The organism is Embleya scabrispora (assembly GCF_002024165.1).
Classification (GTDB): Bacteria; Actinomycetota; Actinomycetes; order Streptomycetales; family Streptomycetaceae; genus Embleya; species Embleya scabrispora_A.
This window is the reverse complement of sequence record NZ_MWQN01000002.1, coordinates 1,072,646-1,093,302: the sequence shown is the minus strand read 5'-3', so window position 1 is coordinate 1,093,302 and position 20,657 is coordinate 1,072,646. Positions and strand designations below refer to the sequence as shown.

At 71.4% G+C, this 20,657-nt stretch carries 16 protein-coding genes; 15 read left to right on the top strand and 1 reads right to left on the bottom strand.

Annotated elements, in window-relative coordinates; all coding sequences use genetic code 11:
• Positions 1-123: 123 nt before the first annotated feature.
• The gene (locus tag B4N89_RS50190; protein ID WP_161500921.1) at positions 124-276 is read right to left on the bottom strand and encodes a hypothetical protein; all 153 of its coding nucleotides are present in this window, start codon (positions 274-276) and stop codon (positions 124-126) included.
• Between the two features lie 333 nt (positions 277-609).
• Here B4N89_RS50190 and B4N89_RS50185 point away from each other — a divergent pair, with 333 nt between their 5' ends.
• The 15 genes from B4N89_RS50185 to B4N89_RS35095 all read left to right on the top strand — a co-directional run bounded on the left by B4N89_RS50185 (position 610) and on the right by B4N89_RS35095 (position 20,542).
• A complete protein-coding gene (locus tag B4N89_RS50185; RefSeq protein ID WP_161500920.1) occupies positions 610-765 on the top strand; it encodes a hypothetical protein in 156 nt (51 codons plus the stop codon).
• Positions 766-1,610: 845 nt separating this feature from the next.
• Entirely contained in the window at positions 1,611-2,963 is a 1,353-nt protein-coding gene (locus B4N89_RS35160; protein ID WP_078980506.1) for a lysine N(6)-hydroxylase/L-ornithine N(5)-oxygenase family protein, read from the top strand.
• On the top strand, positions 2,960-4,054 hold the full coding sequence (locus tag B4N89_RS35155) for an NAD(P)/FAD-dependent oxidoreductase (protein WP_235619092.1): 1,095 nt from the start codon (positions 2,960-2,962) through the stop codon (positions 4,052-4,054). The genes B4N89_RS35160 and B4N89_RS35155 overlap by 4 nt, the downstream gene beginning before the upstream one ends.
• Positions 4,055-4,073: 19 nt before the next feature.
• Entirely contained in the window at positions 4,074-6,377 is a 2,304-nt protein-coding gene (locus B4N89_RS35150) for a class I tRNA ligase family protein (RefSeq protein ID WP_078980505.1), read from the top strand.
• Positions 6,374-9,727: a non-ribosomal peptide synthetase gene (locus B4N89_RS35145; RefSeq protein ID WP_078980504.1), complete on the top strand. Its 3,354-nt coding sequence runs from the start codon at positions 6,374-6,376 to the stop codon at positions 9,725-9,727. Before B4N89_RS35150 ends, B4N89_RS35145 begins: the two co-directional genes overlap by 4 nt.
• Positions 9,724-11,268: an AMP-binding protein gene (locus tag B4N89_RS35140; protein ID WP_078980503.1), complete on the top strand. Its 1,545-nt coding sequence runs from the start codon at positions 9,724-9,726 to the stop codon at positions 11,266-11,268. The genes B4N89_RS35145 and B4N89_RS35140 overlap by 4 nt, the downstream gene beginning before the upstream one ends.
• The gene (locus tag B4N89_RS35135; protein WP_078980502.1) at positions 11,252-11,515 is read left to right on the top strand and encodes a hypothetical protein; all 264 of its coding nucleotides are present in this window, start codon (positions 11,252-11,254) and stop codon (positions 11,513-11,515) included. The genes B4N89_RS35140 and B4N89_RS35135 overlap by 17 nt, the downstream gene beginning before the upstream one ends.
• 1 nt (position 11,516) lies before the next feature.
• Complete coding sequence (locus B4N89_RS35130; RefSeq protein ID WP_078980501.1) at positions 11,517-12,131, top strand: GNAT family N-acetyltransferase; 615 nt, start codon at positions 11,517-11,519, stop codon at positions 12,129-12,131.
• Positions 12,128-13,225, top strand: a complete 1,098-nt coding sequence (locus B4N89_RS35125) for a C45 family autoproteolytic acyltransferase/hydolase (RefSeq protein WP_078980500.1) — start codon at positions 12,128-12,130, stop codon at positions 13,223-13,225. Before B4N89_RS35130 ends, B4N89_RS35125 begins: the two co-directional genes overlap by 4 nt.
• Complete coding sequence (locus tag B4N89_RS35120) at positions 13,222-14,016, top strand: thioesterase II family protein (RefSeq protein WP_235619091.1); 795 nt, start codon at positions 13,222-13,224, stop codon at positions 14,014-14,016. The genes B4N89_RS35125 and B4N89_RS35120 overlap by 4 nt, the downstream gene beginning before the upstream one ends.
• A gap of 70 nt (positions 14,017-14,086) precedes the next feature.
• Positions 14,087-14,950, top strand: a complete 864-nt coding sequence (locus B4N89_RS35115) for an isocitrate lyase/PEP mutase family protein (RefSeq protein ID WP_078980499.1) — start codon at positions 14,087-14,089, stop codon at positions 14,948-14,950.
• Positions 14,947-15,864: a 3-oxoacyl-ACP synthase gene (locus tag B4N89_RS35110; protein ID WP_078980498.1), complete on the top strand. Its 918-nt coding sequence runs from the start codon at positions 14,947-14,949 to the stop codon at positions 15,862-15,864. Before B4N89_RS35115 ends, B4N89_RS35110 begins: the two co-directional genes overlap by 4 nt.
• 43 nt (positions 15,865-15,907) lie before the next feature.
• Positions 15,908-18,247, top strand: coding sequence for an iron-containing redox enzyme family protein (locus tag B4N89_RS35105; RefSeq protein ID WP_078980497.1), 2,340 nt, complete (start codon positions 15,908-15,910; stop codon positions 18,245-18,247).
• 56 nt (positions 18,248-18,303) lie between these two features.
• A complete protein-coding gene (locus B4N89_RS35100) occupies positions 18,304-19,389 on the top strand; it encodes a saccharopine dehydrogenase (RefSeq protein WP_078980496.1) in 1,086 nt (361 codons plus the stop codon).
• Entirely contained in the window at positions 19,382-20,542 is a 1,161-nt protein-coding gene (locus B4N89_RS35095; RefSeq protein ID WP_078980495.1) for a saccharopine dehydrogenase family protein, read from the top strand. Before B4N89_RS35100 ends, B4N89_RS35095 begins: the two co-directional genes overlap by 8 nt.
• Positions 20,543-20,657 lie beyond the last annotated feature (115 nt).

Genomic DNA, 20,657 nt, shown 5'->3' with positions numbered 1-20,657 from the left:
CTGGGCTCGGGCCGGACTCCGGCTGGGCTCCCGCCGGCCGGTAGGAACCCGGGCGTCCGATGCGCCGGAACACGCCGGATGCCGCACCCTCGGGCACGGCATCCGACGTGCGGGCTCAGCCTCTCAGGCCGGGCAGTACCCGTAGTGGGTACAGCTCGTCGGAGGACGGAGCCGGTCGTCCACGAGTTCGAACTCCAGGTCACCCACGAGAATGTCGAACGATTCGTCCTCGTCGGCCGATTCGATGCGGAGTTCCGTACCGCCGCGCAATTCCATCGCAATCTCCCTTCCGTGTGCTTTCGGTGAGGGGTGGGTCGGCGTGTCGATCACGGGCGGGAAGGCCCGGATACCCGCCGACAGATCTCATCATTGGCGGGAATTCCTGGGGACGGCAGCCGAATTCCGGACACTTGTCCGAGTGCGCCCGGACCCGGTTCCCGGTCGGCGGCGACGGGCCCGGCGGCCGGCGGGCGGGACCTGCCGGCAGGCCGGAAATCGCTCCTCCGGACGATCCGTCGGGGCCCGGGACGGCCTCGGCCCCGGGCGGAACCCGGCTGGTCGGCCCGAAGAGGGTGACGTGCCCCATCTCGTCCGGCATACTTCCGATTCATGTTCCTCATCGGCGGCCTGTTCCTCGCCCTCACGCTCCTCGGGATACCGCTCTGGGCGCTGTTGTCCCTGGGCCGATACCTCGCCCGCGTGATGAGCAGGCCACGCCCGGAGCACGCCGCGCGGCACACCGCCACGGCGGTCGCACGCACCTGATCCACGCACACCGAGCGCGACGGCGGCAGCGCCGGCTCGACGAGTGCCCGGACCGCACTTCGAGGTCCGCCCCGGCCGTGCCGGCATCCGGACGATCCGGAAATCGGAGGTTCCTCTTCCTCGGGAACCGCGACGATATGCCGTCGCCGAAATGCGCGCATCGATCTTGTCGGGCGGCGATGATCACATTCGCCCGCCCATGACCCGACCTGCACATGCGCCTGCCGATATCCAGGGCAGACGACCCGATCAATGCCATCTCGGCAGTTGTCACAGATTGGGGAAACGGAATACGATCTTCGCGTTTTCCTTGATCGACAGGCAATGGATCTTCCGTCGGGCCCACCGCGGCACACTAGCCAATCCGACCGGCCTGCTATACAGTCAATCCCGGTCATCAGTCCGCGCGAAGTCGCACGGGAAAATTTGCTGACCCGAACCTTCGGTTGAATAGAAATGAATAGCTGAGTCCTAGCCATTCCGAAGCTTCCCCGCGAAGCCGACGCCCCCTCCACCGGTCGACATCGGCATCGACTCGACCGGACGGGCCGGGGCCCGGTCTCCGCGTCCCGACCGCCGATTCTCGAAATTCGAGAACAGGCGGGCAGGGAATCTCGTGCGCGCACCACCCGACCACTTGTTCCCGCCCGACGCGCGCCGCGGACCATCGTTCGACCACCGCGGTGTCCGGCGTCCACCCTCCGAGAAGCATCCGTCGTGAAGCTCCGTGCGTGCCGTTCCCGACGCCCGGTGCTGTCCCCCGGTCGCCACGCGTGTTACGCGCGTCCAACGGGGATTTCGCCGGATGACCAGTCCTGCGCGAGTGCTGGGAGTGTCGTCGAGCCGTGCGGAAACCAGTCGAAAACCGTGTTTCGGGAAACATCGAACCCCAGTCGGCGCAGTACCGCTGTGTCGGCATCGGGGTCGGTCCTGCCAACCTGAGCCTGGCGTCACTGCTGCACGGGCGCGCGGAGACGCCGAACCTCTTTCTCGACCAGAAGGAGCGGTTCGGCTGGCACGACAATCAGCAGATACCCGGCGCGTCCTTACAGGTGTCGCTGCTCAAGGATCTCGTCATCCTCTCCGACCCGACCAACGGGTTCTCCTTCCTCTCGTATCTGCACGAGCAGGGCAAGATCTACCACTTCATCAACGCCCAATACGACGCGGTTCCCCGCCGGGAATTCCGGAACTATCTGGAGTGGGCGAGCCGACGCAACGAGAACATCGTCTTCGGCGAGAAAGTGGATGCCGTGGAGTTCGACGACGCGCGTGCCGCGTTCGTCGTGCACACCGGCCGGCGCACCGTGACGGCGGAGAACATCTGCGTCGGTGTCGGTACCACGTCATGGGTTCCCGAGCATGCCCGGGACAAACTCGGCGACACCCAGTTCCACGTCAGCGACTTCATCGACGGAACACGCCCCGGACTCGCCGGCAAGCGGGTCGCCGTGGTCGGGGGCGGCCAGTCCGGAGCCGAGGCGTTTCTGGATCTGATATCACGGGCGCCGAGGAAATTACCCCGGCGCGTGACCTGGATCTCGCGGCGCGGGAACTACTTCCCCATCGACGACTCGCCCTTCACCAACGAGTACTACACGCCGAGCTATTCGGAGTATTTCGCCGGGGTGGACCGGGCGGTTCGCGAGTCGCTCAACAGGCGTCATGTGCTGAGCAGCGACGGCATCTCCGAGTCGACGTTGCGGGAGATCTACCAGCGCTGCTACGAGCACCGCTTCATCGAGGGCACGCAGGATCTGCTGGCGCTGCTGCCCAATCGTGCGGTCACCGAGGTGAGCGGGAACGAGTCCGGCGGGTGGACCATCGAGATGGGCCACAACGACCGGCCGGGTGTGGTCGAGTACGTGGATGTGGACACCATCGTGTGGGCCACCGGTTTTCGTCCGGCGTCGACCGAATTCCTCGCGCCGATCGAAAGCCGCCTGGAGCGCGAGGGCGACGAGTATCGCATCGACCGGGATTTCGCCGTGCAATGGGACGGCCCCCGCGACCGCCTCATTTTCATGCAGAACGCGGCACGCGGTCAGCGCGGACTGGCGGATCCCAATCTGAGCCTGACCGCCTGGCGCAGCCGGCGCATCCTCGACCGGCTTCTCGGGGTGGGCTCCGACGAACAATTGCCGTCGTTCGTGGAGTGGTCCGCCAAACCGCCCGTCGACGATCTGGACGCTCTGTGAGCCGGGAACACACCGATGTGGCGGTCGTCGGCGCCGGAATCGTCGGCTGCCTGGTCGCCCGGGAGATCGTCGCCCGCGCGCCGCAGGCGTCCGTCCTGCTGCTGGACCGGGACACCGTCGGTACCGGAGCGAGCCGCCGGTCGGCCGGGTTGCACTGTCCGCGCGGCGCGACGGAGCGGGTTCGGCGCATGACGGCGTACAGCCAGCGGTACTACGCCGAACTCAAGGACTCCGCGCCCAGGCTGCCGATTCACGCGGTTCCGATGTCGGTGGTCGCCTCCCCCGCGAACGCCGCGCGCGTGCGCGAGATCTACCTCGACAGCGCCGAGTTGACCCCCGTCGACTCTCCCGATGGTCGAACCGGCCCTACCGATCTGCGACTTCCCGATTCCGCGCGGGTCTGGGACTGTCGCGGCGCCCAGTACGCCGACGTCTACGCGCTGGTCCACGGCCTCGCCCGGGAACTACGGCCCCGGGTGACCCTGCGCGAGGGTGTGCACGTGGACACGATGCGCGCCGTCGGCTCCGCGGACCCGGGCCCGGACGGGGTCGAACTCACCCTCGGCACCGGCGAGACGGTGACCGCGGATCGGGTCGTACTGGCCCCGGGACCCTGGCTCGCCGAACCCGCCTGGCGCGCGCTGCTGGCCCCGTTGGGCGCCCGCGTCAAGAAGATCGTCGCCCTGCATGTCGAGCGGGTCCCGGCCCGCACCGACCGGGCCGTCGTCTTCCACGACGAGGACGCGTTCCTGCTGCCGCTGCACGCCTCGGGACATTGGCTGTTCAGCTACACCTGTACGACCTGGGACGTCGATCCCGACGACCTGGCCGGCGGCCTGTCCGCCGACGACGTCGACCAGGCGCGCGCGAGTCTGCGCCGGCACGCCCCCGCGCTGGCCGAACACCGCGTCTCGGGACGGGTGTTCTGCGACGCGTACAGCCCCACCGGCGAACCGCAGGTGCGGGCGTTGGGCGACGGACGCGTCGTCTTCGCGGGCGCCGCCAACGGGTCCGGATATCGGCTCGCCCCGGCGATCGCGGCGGAGGCCGCGGATCTGCTGGACCTGTCCTCGATTCCTCCGCACGCGTGACCGAAGTGAAGGAGCCGTCGTGAAGATCAGCACCTACCGCCCCGACGCCCCCCACGCCGCCGACGGCGTCGCCGTGGCCGCCGTGGAGGCGGGTTCCGCGACGCGGCTGGGTGTCGGCGCGACCTGGGTCGGTGTCGCCCCCGGCGCGCGCTCGGAGGCGCACCAGCACGACGAGACGGAGACATGGGTGTTCGTCTCCGGCACCGGGGAGTTGACCGTGGACGCCGAACGCCATCCGGTGTCCGCGTCCACCGTGGTGCAGTTCGAACCGTTCGAGACCCACTCCGTGGAGAACACGGGGGACACCGACCTGCTGTTCGTCAGCCTGTACTGGCGCGACGGCGACCGGGCGATGAACGCCGCCCACGACACCGGGCACCGCGGGTTCGGCACGCGTCCCGTGTTCGTCTTCTCCTCCGCGCCCACGCCCAACGGGGACCTGCATCTGGGGCACCTGTCGGGGCCGTTCTTCGGCGCCGACGTGTTCGTCCGCCATCAGCGCATGCTCGGCGCCGACGCCTGGCACATCACCGGCAGCGACGACTACCAGAACTACGTGGTGGCCGCCGCCCGTCGGGAGGGTCGCACCCCGGCTCAGACGGCCGCGCACTACAGCGCCGAGATCCTCGCCACGCTGAAGCTGATGGACATCGACGTCCACCAGTACACCGCGACCAGCCGCGACGACGCCTATCCGGCCGCGCTGCGGGCGTTCTTCTCCCGGCTGACCGCGTCGGGAACCGTGGCGCCGCGCGAGAGTGCCGCGCTGTTCGCCGCCGACACCGGCGAATACCTGTACGAGTCGGGAGTCTCCGGCCGCTGCCCCACGTGCGACGGCGACAGCGGTGGCAACATCTGCGAGACGTGCCTGGAACCCAACGTGTGCACCGACCTGATCGAGCCGCGCTCGGCGGCGTGCGACGCGCCTCCGCACGAGCGGGCGCTGGTGCGCTACACCTTCCCGCTGCACGAGTTCGGGAAGGTCGTCACCGACCACCACCGGCTCGGCCGGGTTCCGGCGGCGGTCAAGGAACTGGCCGAACGCCTCTCGCGCCGCGAGCAGTTGCACATCCCGGTCACGCACGTGGCCGAGTGGGGCATCACCCCCGCCGAGACCGATGTGCCGGGCCAGGTGATCTGGTCCTGGCTGGACTACGCCTTCAGCATCCTCTACGGCATCGGGGAACTCGGGCGCGGCCTGGGCCGCGACTGGGACGCGGACGCCCCCTCGCCCGACTGGAAGATCGTGCACTTCCTGGGCTCGGACGGCAGCTTCTTCCACCCCATGTTCATCCCGGCGCTGTACCGGGTCGCGCATCCGCGCTGGCAGCCGGACATCGACTACAACATCAACGAGTTCTACCTGCTGGAGGACAGCAAGTTCTCCACCAGCCGCGGCCACGCGATCTGGGGCAAGGACGTGCTGAACCCGCGCACGGTCGACTCGATCCGCTTCTACCTCGCGCTGACCCGCCCCGAGGGCCGGCGCACCAGCTTCTCCCCCGACGCGTACGAGAGCTTCGTCCGCGACACCCTGGTCGGCACCTGGCAGACGTGGCTGAACGACCTGGGCGAGCGCGTCGCCGAACGGTATGCGGGCGTGGCGCCCGACGCCGGTGTGTGGCGGCCCGAACACGCGGCCTTCCTGGCCCGCCTGGAGGCGCGCCGCTCGGCGCTGACCGGGGCCCTGGGGCAGGACGGCTTCTCGCTCAACCGCGCGGCCGAACTGCTCGACGGCATCGTCACGGACGTCACCGCCTTCGTCCGTCTCCAGGCTCCCGCCGCCGACGTGGCGGACTTCAAGGACGAGGCGCGCACGGCGATCGCCCTCGAACTGGCCGCCGCCCGGCTGCTCGCCACGTGCGGCGCCCCGGTGATGCCCCGGTTCGCGGACCGCCTCTCGGCCGCGCTCGGCATCCCCGCGCCCACCCGCTGGCCCGCCCGGATCGACCTGGTGCCCGCCGGGACCGTCGTCGACCTGGCCGGCCGGGAGTTCTTCGCCGTCCCCGGAACGGCCGACGCGCGACCCTCGGCCCCGGCCGCCGACCGACCGGAACCGCCGCTGCTCCCGTGGTTCAGCGCGCTGGTGCGCGATCTCCTGCGACTGCCCGCCGACGAGCCCGTGCACGACCGCTCGCTGATCCAGCTGGGCATGGCGTCGCTCCAGGCGATCGCCCTGCAGTACCGACTCACCGAGCAGGTCGACGCCGACGTCCCGATCGAGGAACTGCTCGGCGCCCGCACGGTCACCGAACTGAGCGCGCTGATCGCCGAGGGCCTGGACCCGGACGAGGTCGCCGCACGCGCGGGGGTGCCGGCGTGAACCACCTCGGGGTTCTCCACGAGATCGAGGCCAGGGGGCTGACCATCTCGGCCGCCGGAGCCGATCTGCGCCTGCAGGGTCCCCGGGAACGCATGGATCCCGAGCTGCTGCGCCTGATCAAGGAGCACAAGGCGGCCCTCGTCGCCCATCTGGATCCCCCGGACGGCTTCGCGATGACCGACCTGCAACGCAGCTATCTGGTCGGTCGGGGCGAGCACGTCGAGATGGGCAACGTGGCCAGTCACGTCTACCACGAGATCGAGGGCGCCTGGGACCTCGACCGCCTGGAGGCCGCGCTGCGGGCGGTGGTGGCACGCCACGACGCGTTGCGCACCCGCTTCACCCCCGACGGCCGACAGGTGCGGGAGGCCGAGGTCGAGGTGCGCGTCGGGCGCATGGACCTGCGCGACGCGTCCGAGGCGACGCGGCACGAACACCTGCGCACCGAACGCGCGTCGCGCTCGCACCGGGTGCTGCCGGCCGACCGCGCGCCGCTCGTGGCGGTCGACGTCACCGTGTTGGCGGACGACCGGATGGTGCTGCACGTCGACCACGACGGCCTGGTCATGGACGCGATCGGCATGTTCCTGTTCTTCCGCGACTGGCGCCGGGCCTACGACGCGAGCGGCGACTCGACCGGGGACACCGCCGAAGCCCCGGCGGAGGAGGCGTCCTTCGAGGCCTACGTGGCCGCGATCGAGGCCGCGCGTACCCGGGCCCCGGCGAAGCGGGCCCGCGCGTACTGGATGGACCGGCTCGACGACCTCGCGCCCGCCCCCGACCTGCCCCTGCGTACCAGTCCCTCCTCGATCGTGGCGCCACGCTTCTCGGCGCGCTTCGCCCGGCTGACCGAGCCGCGGTGGACCGCGCTCAGGGCCCGGGCGGCGGCGGCCGGACTCACCCCCTCCGCCGTGCTGTTCGCGGTGTACGCCGACACCCTCGCGGCCTGGGGCGCCGGTTCGCGGTTCACGATCAACACCACGGTGGCGAACCGTCCGCCGATCCACCCGCGCATCTTCGAGGCGGTCGGCAATTTCTGCGAGACGATGCTCGTCGAGGTCGAGGTGGACCGGCGCCTGCCCTTCGTCGAGCGGGCCCGGGCGTTGCAGGCCGGGCTGCGCCGAGGGTTGGACAACCGGCACTTCACCGGCATCGAGGTGTTGCGCGAGGCCGCCCGACGCGGCGACGGCGCGGCGCGCGGGCCGATGCCGTACACGTTCAACAGCGCGCTCGGCTACGCGCACGCGGACGTCGACGGCTCGGCCCTGGAGCTGTTCGGACCGGAGGTGTACACCTCCAGTCAGACCCCGCAGGTGTGGCTCGATGTCTCCACGTTCGAGCAACACGGCGGCGTGGTCGTGCAGTTCGACAGCGTCGACGAACTGTTCCCGGACGGTCTGGTGCCGGATCTGGTCGCGGGCTACCAGCACCTCCTGGAGGCGCTGCTCGTCGAGGAATCGTGGTCGGCGCGGACATTCGACCTGCTGCCGGAGGCGCAGCGCGAGCGCCGCCGGGCGGCCAACGCGACGGCGGCGCCGCCGCCCGCGCCGGGCATGCTGATCGACGCGTTCCTGTCGCACGTGGAGCGTGCGCCCGACGCGCCGGCCGTACTGACCTCGGGCGCCTCGCTGAGCTACGCGCAGGTGTACGGGCACGCGGCGCACGCCGCCGCCTGGTTGCGCGCCCACGACGTGGGCCCGGACGAGTTGGTCGGGCTGGTGATGGGTCGTGGGCCCGAGCAGGTCGTCGGCATTCTCGCGACGCTGCTCGCCGGGGCCGCGTACCTGCCCGTCGACGCCGCGCTCCCGCCCGCGCGGCGCGCGTACATGCTGGACAACGGCCGGGCACGGGTGGTGTTGACCAACGCCGCGGAGGCGGGCGCCGAGACGGGACGCGAGGTCCTGGTGCTCGACGCCGGCCGGCCGCTGCCGCCGGGACCGGTGCCCGATCCGCGTCCGGTGCCCGGCGCCGCGAACGACGACCATCTGGCGTACGTGTTGTACACGTCGGGGACCACCGGCGAGCCCAAGGGGGTCATGGTCGCTCGCGGGAGCGTGGCCAACGTGGTCGCCGACTGCAACGCGCGCTTCGGCATCGGGCCGGCGGACCGCTTCTTCGGGATCAGCGCCTTCAATTTCGACCTGTCCGTCTACGACGTCTTCGGCGCCCTGTGCTCCGGGGCGGCCGTGGTGTTGCCGGACGCGGACCGAGCGGCCGATCCCGCGCACTGGTTGTCGTTGTGCGGCGAGGCGCGCGTGAGCGTGTGGAACTCGGTGCCGGCGATCGTGTCGCTGCTGCGCGATCAGGCGGCGGAGGGCACGGACGCGCTGGACACGCTGCGCCTGGTGATGATGAGCGGCGACCGTATTCCGCCGACGCTGCCACAGGACCTGCGCAAGCTCGTGCCGGACGCGCGACTCGTTTCGCTGGGCGGGCCGACGGAGACCACGATCTGGAACGTGTCGCACCCGATCGGCGCGGACGAGGACGGCTCGCGCAGCATCCCCTACGGTCGGCCCAACGCGAACAACCGGGCGTACGTGCTGGACGAGTTCGGGTGCGATGTGCCCGACGGGGTCACTGGCGAGATCTGGGCCGCCGGGGTGGGCCTGGCGCGAGGCTACTGGGGCGACCCGGAGTTGACCGCCGAGCGCTTCGTCCTCGACCCCGAACGGGGCGAACGCCGGTACCGGACGGGAGACTTGGGTCGCTACCTGCCGGACGGCGAGATCGACATCCTCGGCCGGGGCGACTTCCAGATCAAGGTGAACGGCTACCGCATCGAGGCCGGAGAGGTGGAGACCCGACTGGTCGCGTTGCCCGCCGTGGAACGCGCGGTGGTCTCCCGGCAGTCGGGCGCGCGCGGCGATCGGCTGGTCGCCCATCTGGTCCCGGCCGGCGACGAACGCCCGGACGTGGAGGCGGTTCGCGCCGCGCTGCGCGAACATCTGCCGCAGTACATGATCCCGGCCGCCGTGTACTGGCACGCCGCGCTGCCGTTGACCCGCAACGGCAAGGTGGACCGTGCCGGGCTCGCGGCCGCCGCCGAGGCGGTCGCACCGGCGACGGCCGGGCCCACGGCCGCCGATTCGGAACTGGAGCTGGTGGTCGCGGGGTTGTGGGCCAAACCGCTGCGCGTCGCGGACGTCGACCTGGACGTCACCCGCCCTCTCTACGACCTGGGCGGCGACTCGCTGGTGGCCGCGCGCATCCTCGCCGGGGTGCGCAAACGGTTCGGTCTGACCATCACGCTGGACCGCCTGCCGGAGGTGGACACGATCCGCACGATGGCCGCGCACGTCGAACGCGGTCTGGCCGAGCGCGCCGGGGCGGGGGCGAACACGCCGTGAGCGATTCGGTGATCAACCACATCGCCGCCCAAGCCCCCTCCCCCGGCGGGCACATCTCCTTCTTCCGGCTCGGCGGGACCCGGACGATGGAACTGACCGACCTGCACACGCGCGCCGGGCGCCTCGCGCTGTGGTTGCGCGACCTGGGCATCGAGCGGGGCGACCGGATCGGCATCCTGGCCCCGAACGGCCTCGCCTGGGTGCTGCTCGATCTCGCGGCGATCCGCCTGGGCGCGGTGACGGTGGGCTTCGACCCGGCCAAGTTCGACACCGACACCGGGCTGCGCGAACGCTACCGGCTGGGCGTGCTGTTCACCGACGGGCCACCCCAGGCCCCCGGCAGCAGGGCGCTCGCCGAGATCGAGGTCGCGGCGGCCCTACCGGACGACGGTCGGGTGTTGGCACCGGTCGTCTATACGCCCGACGACGTGTTGTCGCTGAAGCTCACCTCGGGCAGCACGGGCGAACCCAAGACGCTCACCGCGTCCGTCGGCAGCATCGACGACGATCTGCGCTCGGTCCAGGAGATGTTCGCGCACGGCGGCGAGGACAACCTGCTCGTGTTCCTGCCGCTGTCGGTGCTCCAGCAGCGCTACTGGACGTATTCGGCGCTGCGTTGGGGCCACGACGTCACGATCTGCACCTACGAGGCCGCGTTCCCGGCGCTGCGCGCGATCCGGCCGACGGTGGTGATGGGTGTGCCGGGGTTCTTCGAGACGGCCCGCAAGCACATCGAGGCGCGGATGCGCGGCGCGGACACGGGCGAGGCGACGGCGCGCCGCGACGGCGCGCGGCGGTTGTTCGGCGACCGCATCCGCTATCTGTGGACCGGTTCGGCGCCGGCCTCCACCGGCACGCTGGCCTTCTTCGAGGACGCGGGACTGCCGATCTTCGAGGGCTACGGCCTCAACGAGACGTGCATCGTCACCAAGAACCACCCCGGCGCGCATCGGCGGGGCAGTGTCGGGCGTGTCCTGCCGGGGAAACAGGTGATCCTGGACGCCGAAGGGGTGATCCACGTACGCGCCGAGCACCCGGTGTGCACGGGCTACGAGCAGGCGCCGCCCGGGGTGTCCGAGCGGGTGTTCGCCCCCGACGGCACCGTGCGCACCAACGACATCGGCCGGCTGGACGAGGACGGATTCCTGTACGTGCACGGGCGCGCCGACGACGTGATCGTGTTGGACAACGGCCGCAAGATCGTCGTGCGGCCGCTGGAGGAGCGGATGAAGGCCGGTCCCGCGATCGAGGAGTGTGTGGTGTTCTGCCCGACGCAGACCCGGCTGGTCGCCGTGGTCTCCCCGGCGGCGGATGCGAGCGGGCCCGACCTGGAGCGCGCCGTCGCCGAGCAACTGGCCCACACCAACGCCGCGTTCGGCCCCGACGAGCAGATCCGCGCGGTGGTGGTGGCCGATCCCCGGTTCAGTGTCGGGAACGGACTGCTCACCTCCCAGCTCAAGCCCAGGCGTGGGCGCATTCTCGACGCCTACCGTTCCCGGATCCACGACACCGAGGGAGGCATCCATGCAGTCCGAGATTGAGACCGTGGCCAGGACGAACCTGGCCCGGGTGTTGGAGTCCGACGTCGCCCCCCAGGACATCGACCCGGACCAGGACATGGTCGGCACGTACGGATTGACTTCGCTGAACAAGGTCTTGTTCCTGATGGCCGCCTGCGACGATGCCGGGGTGGACCTGTCCTGTTTCACCGAACCCGACGTCGCGGCCATGAGCACGCTGCGCGACGTGACCGAGGCGCTGTCGCGCCACGCCGGAAAGGCGGCTTGAGATGACGTGGGTGCAGACCGCTTCGACGACACTGGAGAACGAGCACGTCCTGCTGCGCCCGATCGTCCCCGAGGACCGCGAGGCGTTCCGCAAACAGGCGATGGACCCCGAGATCTGGCGCTACTTCGTGCTGGTCATCGCCACCGACGCCGAGTTCGACGCGTTCTTCGACGCGGCGCTGGCCGATCAGGCCGCCGGTCGCCGGGTCGTCTACAACGTGATCGACAAATCGGTGGACCGCACGGCGGGCAGCATGAGCTTTTGCAGCATCGCCGAACCGGACGGGCGGCTGGAGATCGGCTGGTCGTGGCTGGGCGCCGAGTTCCGGGGCAAGGGCGTCAACCGCTGGGCGAAGTTCCTCATGCTGGAGCACGCGTTCGAACAACTGAACGCCGAACGGGTGGAGTTCAAGACCGACGTGCTCAACCTCCAGGCGCGCGCGGGACTGCGCAACATCGGCGCCACCGAGGAGGGGGTGCTGCGCAGCTTCAACCCGATGCCCGGCGGACGGCGGCGCGACGCGATCTACTACAGCGTGCTGCGCGGCGAATGGCCCTCGGTGCGCGAGCAGTTGCTCGCCGGGCCCAAGGTGACCAGGCCGACGGGGCAGGCATGACCGCCGACACCCTCGCGGTGCCGGTGGTGCGGGCCCGGGGCGACGCCTTCGCGTGCGGGCGGCGGCACGGCGCCGAGCGCGCCGAGAGCCTGCGGGCCTTCCTCGACGACGGAATGGCCCGGCTCAACCGGGTCGGGACGAACCGGGTGTCGTGGGCGACGCTGCGGCCCGTGCTGGACGCGTACCGGGTCGAGATCGAGGCCCGGACGCCGCTGCTGGCCGAGGAGTTGCGCGGGCTCGCCGAGGGCGCGGGGCTGGATGCCGACGAGGCGCTGCTGCTGCAGATCCGGCGCGAGGTGATGGGATACCAGCGCATCCCGACCATGGGCGACTGTACGACGTACGCCGTCGCCGGCGCGGCCGGTCCGGTGCTGGCGCAGACGGTCGATCTCAACGGCGACCTGGACGACCAGATCTGTGTCCTGGACATCGCGCGGACCGGCTCGCCCCGCCGGGTCCTGGTGCTCGGCTTCGGTGGCCTCCTGGGCTATCTGGGGATCAACAGCGACGGCCTGGCGGTCGGGCTCAATCTCGTGCTCGGCGGCCGATGGCGGCCGGGACTGCCGCCGTACCTGGCCATCCGTCATCTGTTGGACAGCGCCGCCGACGTGGACGAGGCGGTGCGGATCCTGCGCACGCTCAAGCTCGCGAGTTCGCGCAACCTGGTGTTGTGCGATGCCCGCAAGACGGCGTGGGTGGAGATCCTGGACGACGAGCAGCGGGTGAACGTGTCCTCGACGAGCATGCACACCAACCACTTCCTGCACCCGGACTTCCTCGCCTCCGACGAACTCAACGTCTTCGCCCGCAACTTCTCCCGGCAGCGGCTGGACGCCTGCCGGACCCGGGTGGGCGAGTTGCCGCCCGACGCAGGCGTCGAGGCACACTTCGCGCTGCTGTCGCGGGCGCCGATCCGGGTCGAGGGCAACGGCGACATCCGCCGGGAACGCACCGTGGCGGCGGTGGTGTTGCGGCCGGACCTCGGCGAACTGCACGTGCGGCCGGGCGATCCGGCGCTGAACCGCACCCACTCGTTCTCGCTGCGCGCGCCCGCGACGCCCGGCGGGTCCACGTCGGCGGAGGTGATCGCGTGAGTGTGTCCGTGACCGGCGACGGCTGGTTCGTCTCGCGCGACCATGCCGCCGCACACATCCCGCTCGTGTACTGCTTCGCGCACGCCGGCGGCGACGCGCGGTCGTTCCTGACCTGGCAGGCGGAGTTGGGCGACGAGGCCGAACTGGTCGCCGTGTGCCCGCCCGGCCGCGCCCACCGGGCCCGCGAGGCCCGACCGACGCTGGCGCAATTCGCGGACGGCGCGGCCTCGGCGATCCGGGCTCGGGCCGGCACGCCGGGCGCCGACGCCACCCGGCCGGTGTACCTGTTCGGGCACAGCCTGGGCAGCCTCGTCGCGTTCGAGACCGCGCGTCGGTTGCGCGATGTACCCACGCTGCGCCGGTTGTTCGTCTCCGGGGTCTCGGCCCCCTCGCTCGCGCCCTCGGAGCGGGTGTGTCGGCTTGCCGCCCTGGAGGGCCGCGAATTCGCCGAGGCACTGGAGTTCTTCGAGGGGCTGCCCCCGGAGGTGCTGGCCCAGGACGAGGTTCTGGATCTGCTGCTGCCCGGCGTGATCGCCGACTTCCGGATGGCCGCCGGATACGAGTACACGGCCGCAGCCCCGCTGCCGGTGGGCGTCACGGTGATCGCCGGGCGCGACGACCCCTACCTGTCCCCCGACAAGGTCGCGTTGTGGGAAGAGGAGTGTGTGCACCCACCCGAGTGCCACTGGGTCGACGGCGGCCACTTCCACTTCCGCGACAAGGGGCCCTCGGCGGTGATCGACCTGCTGCTGAACGCGGTTCGGGCCGACCAGCACGTCGAAGTGATCTGAGACTCCACCCGCACACCAGGACACGAGCGCGTCGACACGCCGGCGCGTGAACGCATCGGAAGGAACGGCAATGCTGCTCGACCCGGCTGACCAGTACCGCAGGGGCCTCGCCTTCAAGGAGGCGCACGAGAGCGCGGGAGCGTTCGTGGTGGCGAACGCGTGGGACGCGGGCAGCGCCCGCCTGTTGACGGGGCTCGGCTTCACCGCGCTGGCGACCACGAGCGCGGGACTGGCCTTCGCACTGGGCCACTCCGACGGCGTGAACCTGCTGGACCGTGGTCGGGCGCTGGACAACGCGCGCGCGATCGTGGCGGCGACGCCGAACCCGGTCAGCGCCGACCTGGAGAGCTGCTACGGCGATTCGGGCGAGGAGATCGCCGAGACGATCCGCCTCGCCGCCGAGGCGGGCCTGGTGGGCGCCTCCATCGAGGACGCCACCGGCGATCCGGACGACCCGATCCTGGCGATCGAGCCGGCCGTGGAGCGGGTGGCGGCCGCCGTGGCGGCGGCCCGGGCGCTGCCGTTCCCGTTCACGCTGACCGCACGGGCGGAGAACTTCCTGCACGGCCGCCGCGACTTCGCGGACACCCTCGCCCGGCTGCGGGCGTACGAGGCGGCGGGCGCCGACGTGTTGTACGCGCCGTGCCTGCCCGACGTCGAGGCCATCCGCACCGTGTGCTCGGTGCTCGACCGGCCTGTCAACGTGCTCGCGGGAGTGGGACCGGCGCTGTCCGTCCCGGAGTTGGAGAAGCTGGGCGCCCGGCGGATCAGCCTGGGCTCGGCGTTCGCCCGGGCCGCGCTGGGCGGTTTCCTGCGCGCCGCGCGCGAGGTGCACGAACACGGGACGTTCGGCTTCGTCGCCGAGGCCGTGCCCTACGCCGAGGCGAACACGCTGATGTCCGCGCCGACCGGTGCGGCGGAGGAGGACGCGTGAGCGAAGTGACCGCCTATCTGCATCAACCCCGCTATGTCCTGGGCGAGTTCGAGGTCGCGCACACGAGCATCGGCAATCTGCCCGCGCGCGCCGCGGAGTTCAAAATGGCGCCGGCGCCCGACCTGTGGGGCTGGGGCAGCGTACGCCGGACCGAGCGGGGCCTCGCGGAGCTGGCCGCGGAGAGCGCCGCGGCCACGCTGCGCGCCGGCGCGAGCGACGCCGACGCCGTCGTACTGTGCTCCACCCGCGTGCCCGGACCCTCGGAAGGGCACGGCGCGTTCATGGAGACGTTCCTCGCCGAAGCCGGCCTGGGCGACGTGCCCTTCTACGGGCAGAACATGAACCGCTGCGTCAACCTGCTGGCCGCGATCGACACCGCGACCGCGTTCGTCCGCGCCGGCCGGCACCGACGGGTACTGGTGGTCACCACCGACAGCGCCGCGCACGAGGACGACCGCATGGCGAGCTACGCACTGTTCAGCGACGGGGCGGCGAGTTGCCTGGTGACGGCCGACGGCGAGATCGAGGGCGGCTACGAGATCCTCGCCTGCGCTAGCGCCGAGGACCGCAGGAGGCTGGCGCACTCCAACGAGATCAGCGCGGACCTGGCCCGCACCGTGAACGAGCGCCTGCTCACCCCCCTGGGCATGAAGCCGGGTGACATCGCGGGCCTGATGCACGCGAACATCTTCAAGCCCGTGATCGTGATGAAGGAACGGCAGGCCGGTTTCACCCCGGCCCAGCTCCATCTGGACAACATCACCCGGGTGGGCCACTGCTTCGCCGCCGACCCGCTGATCAACCTGGTCGACCGGGCCGAGGCCGGACACGTACAACCGGGCCGGCACTACCTGTTGGCCGCCGGCGTCCCCGGGCAACGGATCGGGGTGCTGCTGCGCCGGGCCGGCGTATGAACGCGGCCGAGACACCACCGAACGCCCGAGCTGGAGGCTCAGGATGACCACCGCACCGCGAGCGCCGGGCCCCGACCGCGCCTTCGTGCCCTTCGTCCTGCCCGACACCGTCGACGCGCTGCCGCACCGGCCCTTCGTCTTCGGCCGCGCCGCCCGGAACGAGGCCCGGGCGGCGGTGCGCGCGGAGCCGGTCGAGCTGTTCCGCGTGCTGCTGCGCGACCAGGAGTCCGAGTCGACGCTTCTGGTCGCCCGGTATGTGCTGGATGCGTTCCTGGGCGATGCGGGCGGCCGGGGGGCGGATGCGAGGGACGGCGTCGACGATGCCTCGGCCGAAGCCGCGTTCGGCGCCGAGGCCGCGCTCGACGCCGAGGCCGGCATGCTCGCCGAGGCGATCGCCGCCGAAGTGCGGTCCGCCCGGGCCGAGTCCGCCGAGGCCCTGGCGGCGCTGACCCGAACGGGTCCGGAGGCGTACGCGGAAGCCCTGCGCGGGCGTGCGCCGCTGGCGCTGGCGGCCGGCTGCTGGCTGGACACGCTCTCCCAGCCCGCGACCCAGCCGTCCGTCGTGGTCAACCGCCTCTTCGCGCACCATCTGACGCTGCGCGGCGGCGGCAACCCGGAACGCGGCCAGGCCCGGTCGCGCCGGCGCGCGCTGGAGGACGCGGGTGTGCTCCTGCCCGAGTTCGCCGCGGCCGACTTCGCGGATCGGGCCCGCATCCGCCCGCTCACCGCCCTGCACGCCGCCTTCTACCTGGCCCTGTCTCGGCTGCCGGCCAACTTCCTGCCCGAGGTCTCGGGCGTGCACTACGCCTTCCTCGCGCTCGGCGTGGACGACCTGCTCACCGAGAAGGCACCGCTGCTGCCGGAGCCGGCCCTGCGCGAAGTGCTGGCCGAACACCTGGCCCTGGCCGGACCGGCCGCGCGCCGCCGGCTGTACACGGCCGTGCGGCTGACCCTGGAGCTGGAGCGGGAGCACGTCGCGATGCTCGCCGAGCACGCGGCCTGGCACGCCGGCCGCACCCTGGAGTCGCGGGTCGCCGCGATCATCGCGCGCCACGCCCCGCTCGCCGGCCGCCAACACGGCGGCACCCGGGTCGGCGGCAAGGCGTTGACCGACGTCTTCGGCGCCGCCCGGATCGACCTCGCGGAATTCCTGACCGACCTGCGCGAGTCCGCATACCTGCGCGGGCCGGGCAACGGCGACTGCCGACTCCTGGACGCGATGCGCTTCGGCGGGCCGATGTTCGGGATCTTCGACGAGCACGAGGCGGCCACGTTCCGGGCCTGGGCGGTGCGCGTACAGGCGGGCGAACGGCCGGCCGTCGAGATCTCCGCCGAGACCGCCGGCGACGCCGCGGCCGAGCGCCGACGCACCGCGATCATGCGCAGCGACCCGGCCGACGTGGTCATCGCCGAGGCCGAACCCCTCGACCACCGCGAGCTGTTCCACCGCCTGGTCAACATCGAGAATTTCGCCAACACGCTGCCGATCGCCGCCGAGCGGGCCGAACGGTGCTTCCGGGACGCGGAGATCCTGTTCGTCCACGGCGCCGGCGGCCGGTACACCGACGCGACCTGGTTCGACTACAGCCCGCGGGCACTGTACGAGCGGGCCGAGCGGGTCTACTGGGAGAAGCTGGTCGACCCCTACGAACCGCTGCGGGAGATCCCGGACCGCGACGAGGTGTTGTTCCGGCAGTCCACCTACTACCTCACCTACCTCATCGACGGCGCGTGGCTGCACCGCCTCGGCAATCTCGGGCACGACGAGCGCGAGACCGACGCCATGCTGTTCAGGATCTACGCCGACGAGATGGGCAACGGCGACCTGCGCAAGAACCACATCACGCTGACCCACCGGGTATTGGCCAGCGCGGGCATCGAACTTCCGCACATCCGCGACGAGGCGTTCATCGAGCAAAACGAACTCCCCGACGACCTCTACGGCTTCGCGATCCAGCAGTTGTGCATGTGCCTGTTCCCCGATCGATTCCACAACGAGATCCTGGGCTACAACCTGGCGATCGAGATGTTCGGCTCCGGCGAGATGCGGCTGCACGAGATCCAGAAGTTGCGCCGGCACGGCATCGACGACTGCTACGAACAGGCCCACCTGACCATCGACAACTTCTCCGCCGGCCACGCCAAACAGGCCGCCGACATCATCGTCGGATTCCTGGACCGGGTGCGGCGCACCGCGGGCGAGGCGGCGGTGGCCGAGCAGTGGCGCAGGGTCTGGCGCGGCTACGCCTCCTTCGCGTACTTCCTCGAACAGCCGCTGCTCAAGCGCATATCCGCCGGCGATCCACCGACCGAACCCGACACCGGATCCGGCGGCCCTTCGTCCCCGGGCGGGACCGACGACCTGGCCGACCTGGTCATCTGAGCCGACCCCGACCCCGCTCGACCACGAACAGGCAACCCGCACCCGGAGGACAGCACATGGCCGATCCCCGCCCGCGCACGACCGACATCGGGATCACGCTGCGGCACGAGACGCGCGAGAGCGAGCGGCGCGCGCCGATCGTGCCGGTCGACGCCGCGCGGCTTGTCGCGCACGGCTTCACGGTCACCGTCGAGCACTCGCCGCAGCGGGTGTTCCCGATCGGGGACTACCTGGACGCCGGCTGCGTGGCCGCCGAGGCCGGGAGCTGGCGGGCCGCCCCGGCTGCGGAGTTCGTCGTGGGCCTGAAGGAACTGCCGGACGAGCCGCCGACTTTGCGGCATCGGCATGTGTTCTTCGGCCACGCGTACAAGGGCCAGCGTGACGCCGAGGCGCTGCTGCGGCGCTTCACGGCGGGCGCCGGTGCGCTGCTCGACCTGGAATACCTCACCGACGCGGACGGGCGGCGGTTGGCCGCCTTCGGCTATTGGGCCGGATACGTGGGCGCGGCGCTCGCGGTGCTCCGCCATCGGGGCCGGCTGGATCCGCCGTTGCGACCACGCCCGAAGGCGGACCTCGACCGGGTGTTGCGCGAGACGTCGAGCGGCGCGCAGCCGAGCGTACTGGTCGTCGGGGCGCTGGGCCGGTGCGGGCGCGGCGCGCGCGACGCGCTGGCGGTCGCCGGCATCGAGCCGACCTGCTGGGACGTCGCCGAGACCCGGTCCCTGGATCACGCGGCGCTGCTCGATCACGACATCCTCGTCAACGCCGTGCTGGTGAACACGCCGACCCCGCCGTTCGTCACCCTCGCGTCGCTCCGGTCCCGGCCCCGGCGACTGTCCCTGATCGCGGACGTCACCTGCGATGTCACCTCCGGGAACAATGTGTTGCCCGTCTACGACGACATCACCGATTGGCGCGAGCCGGTCCGTATGGTGGCCGATGTCGGCGACCCGCTGGGCGTGATCGCCATCGACAACCTGCCGTCGCTGCTTCCCGGCGAGGCCAGTACCGCCTTCTCCGCCGAACTGACACCCCATCTACTGACCCTGGGAGAACCGGGGCAACCCTGGCAGCGCTGCCTGCGGGTCTTCCGCGAGGCATGCGAGGCGAACGGCCTGGAAACGGAGAACGTCCATGTCTGAGGCGACACCCGCCGGCGGAACCGTGCACTGGATCGGCACCGGCCTGTCCACCGGCAGCGGACTGCGTGTGGTGGCCGACCGGGCCGAGCGGCTGCTGGTCTGGGGCCGTACCGACGCCAAGGCCGAGCGGTGCCTGGCTCGGCTGGGCCTGACCGGTCGCGCCGCCGCGCACACCTACGATCTCGACCGACTGGCCGGGGAGTTGCGTCCCGGCGACATCGTCGTGTCGATGTTGCCCGCGAGCGAACACCCGGCGCTGCTGCGGCTGTGTATCGAGCGCAGCGCCCACTTCGCGTGCAGCAGTTACGTGTCCGATGAGATCGTGTCCGAGGCGGCGGCCGCGACGAAGGCCGGTCTGGTCGTGCTGACCGAGGCGGGCCTGGACCCGGGCATCGACCACCTGTTCGCCGACCTGCTGGTGGCCAGGGGCCGCGAGGTCGTCGGCGACGGCCCGGCGACGGTCGAGTTCACCTCGTACTGCGGCGGAGTCCCGGCCGAGTCCAACGAGTTCCGCTACCGGTTCAGCTGGGCGCCGCGCGGGGTGTTGAACGCGCTGCGCGCGCCGGCCCGCTACCTCGACGGCGGCGCCGAGCAGGTGGTCGACCTCCCGTGGACGGCGACGCGTCCGCTCGTGCTCGACGGCGAGACGTTCGAGGCCTACCCCAACCGCGACAGCCTGCCCTACCTCACCCAGTACGCGTTCCCGGCCGACTGGCGGGCGCGCGTGTTCGTCCGGGGCACGCTTCGCCTGGACGGCTGGCTGCGGGCGTGGGAGGACGTGTTCGCCACCGTGCGCACCGGCGACGGCGACCGCATCGCCGCGCTCGCCGACGAACTCGCCGCCCGGTATCCGACCACCGACGCCGACCGGGACCGGGTCGTACTCGCCGTCGCGCTCGACATCGAGGGCACGAACGGCGCGGGCTGGCACGGCGAATACGTGCTGGACACGGTCGGCGACGCCGAGGAGAGCGCGATGGCGCGGTGTGTGTCCCTGCCGCTGGCGTACGGGATCACCGAAATCCTCGCCGGGCGGGTGCCGGCGGGCCTGCGCCAGGCCGCCCAGGGTGCCGAGGATGCCCGCCGGTGGCTGGAGTTCCTACGCGCGAACGGCGTCGACTGGCGCTTCGCCGAGCGGCACCGGACGGGCTGAACACCGGTCGTCGTCACGGCCCAAGCGGCGCAAGTCGACCCGGACCGCCCGAGCACCCTAACCACCCGGAGCACCCGGAGCACCCGGAGCACCCGGAGCACCCGGAGCACCCGGA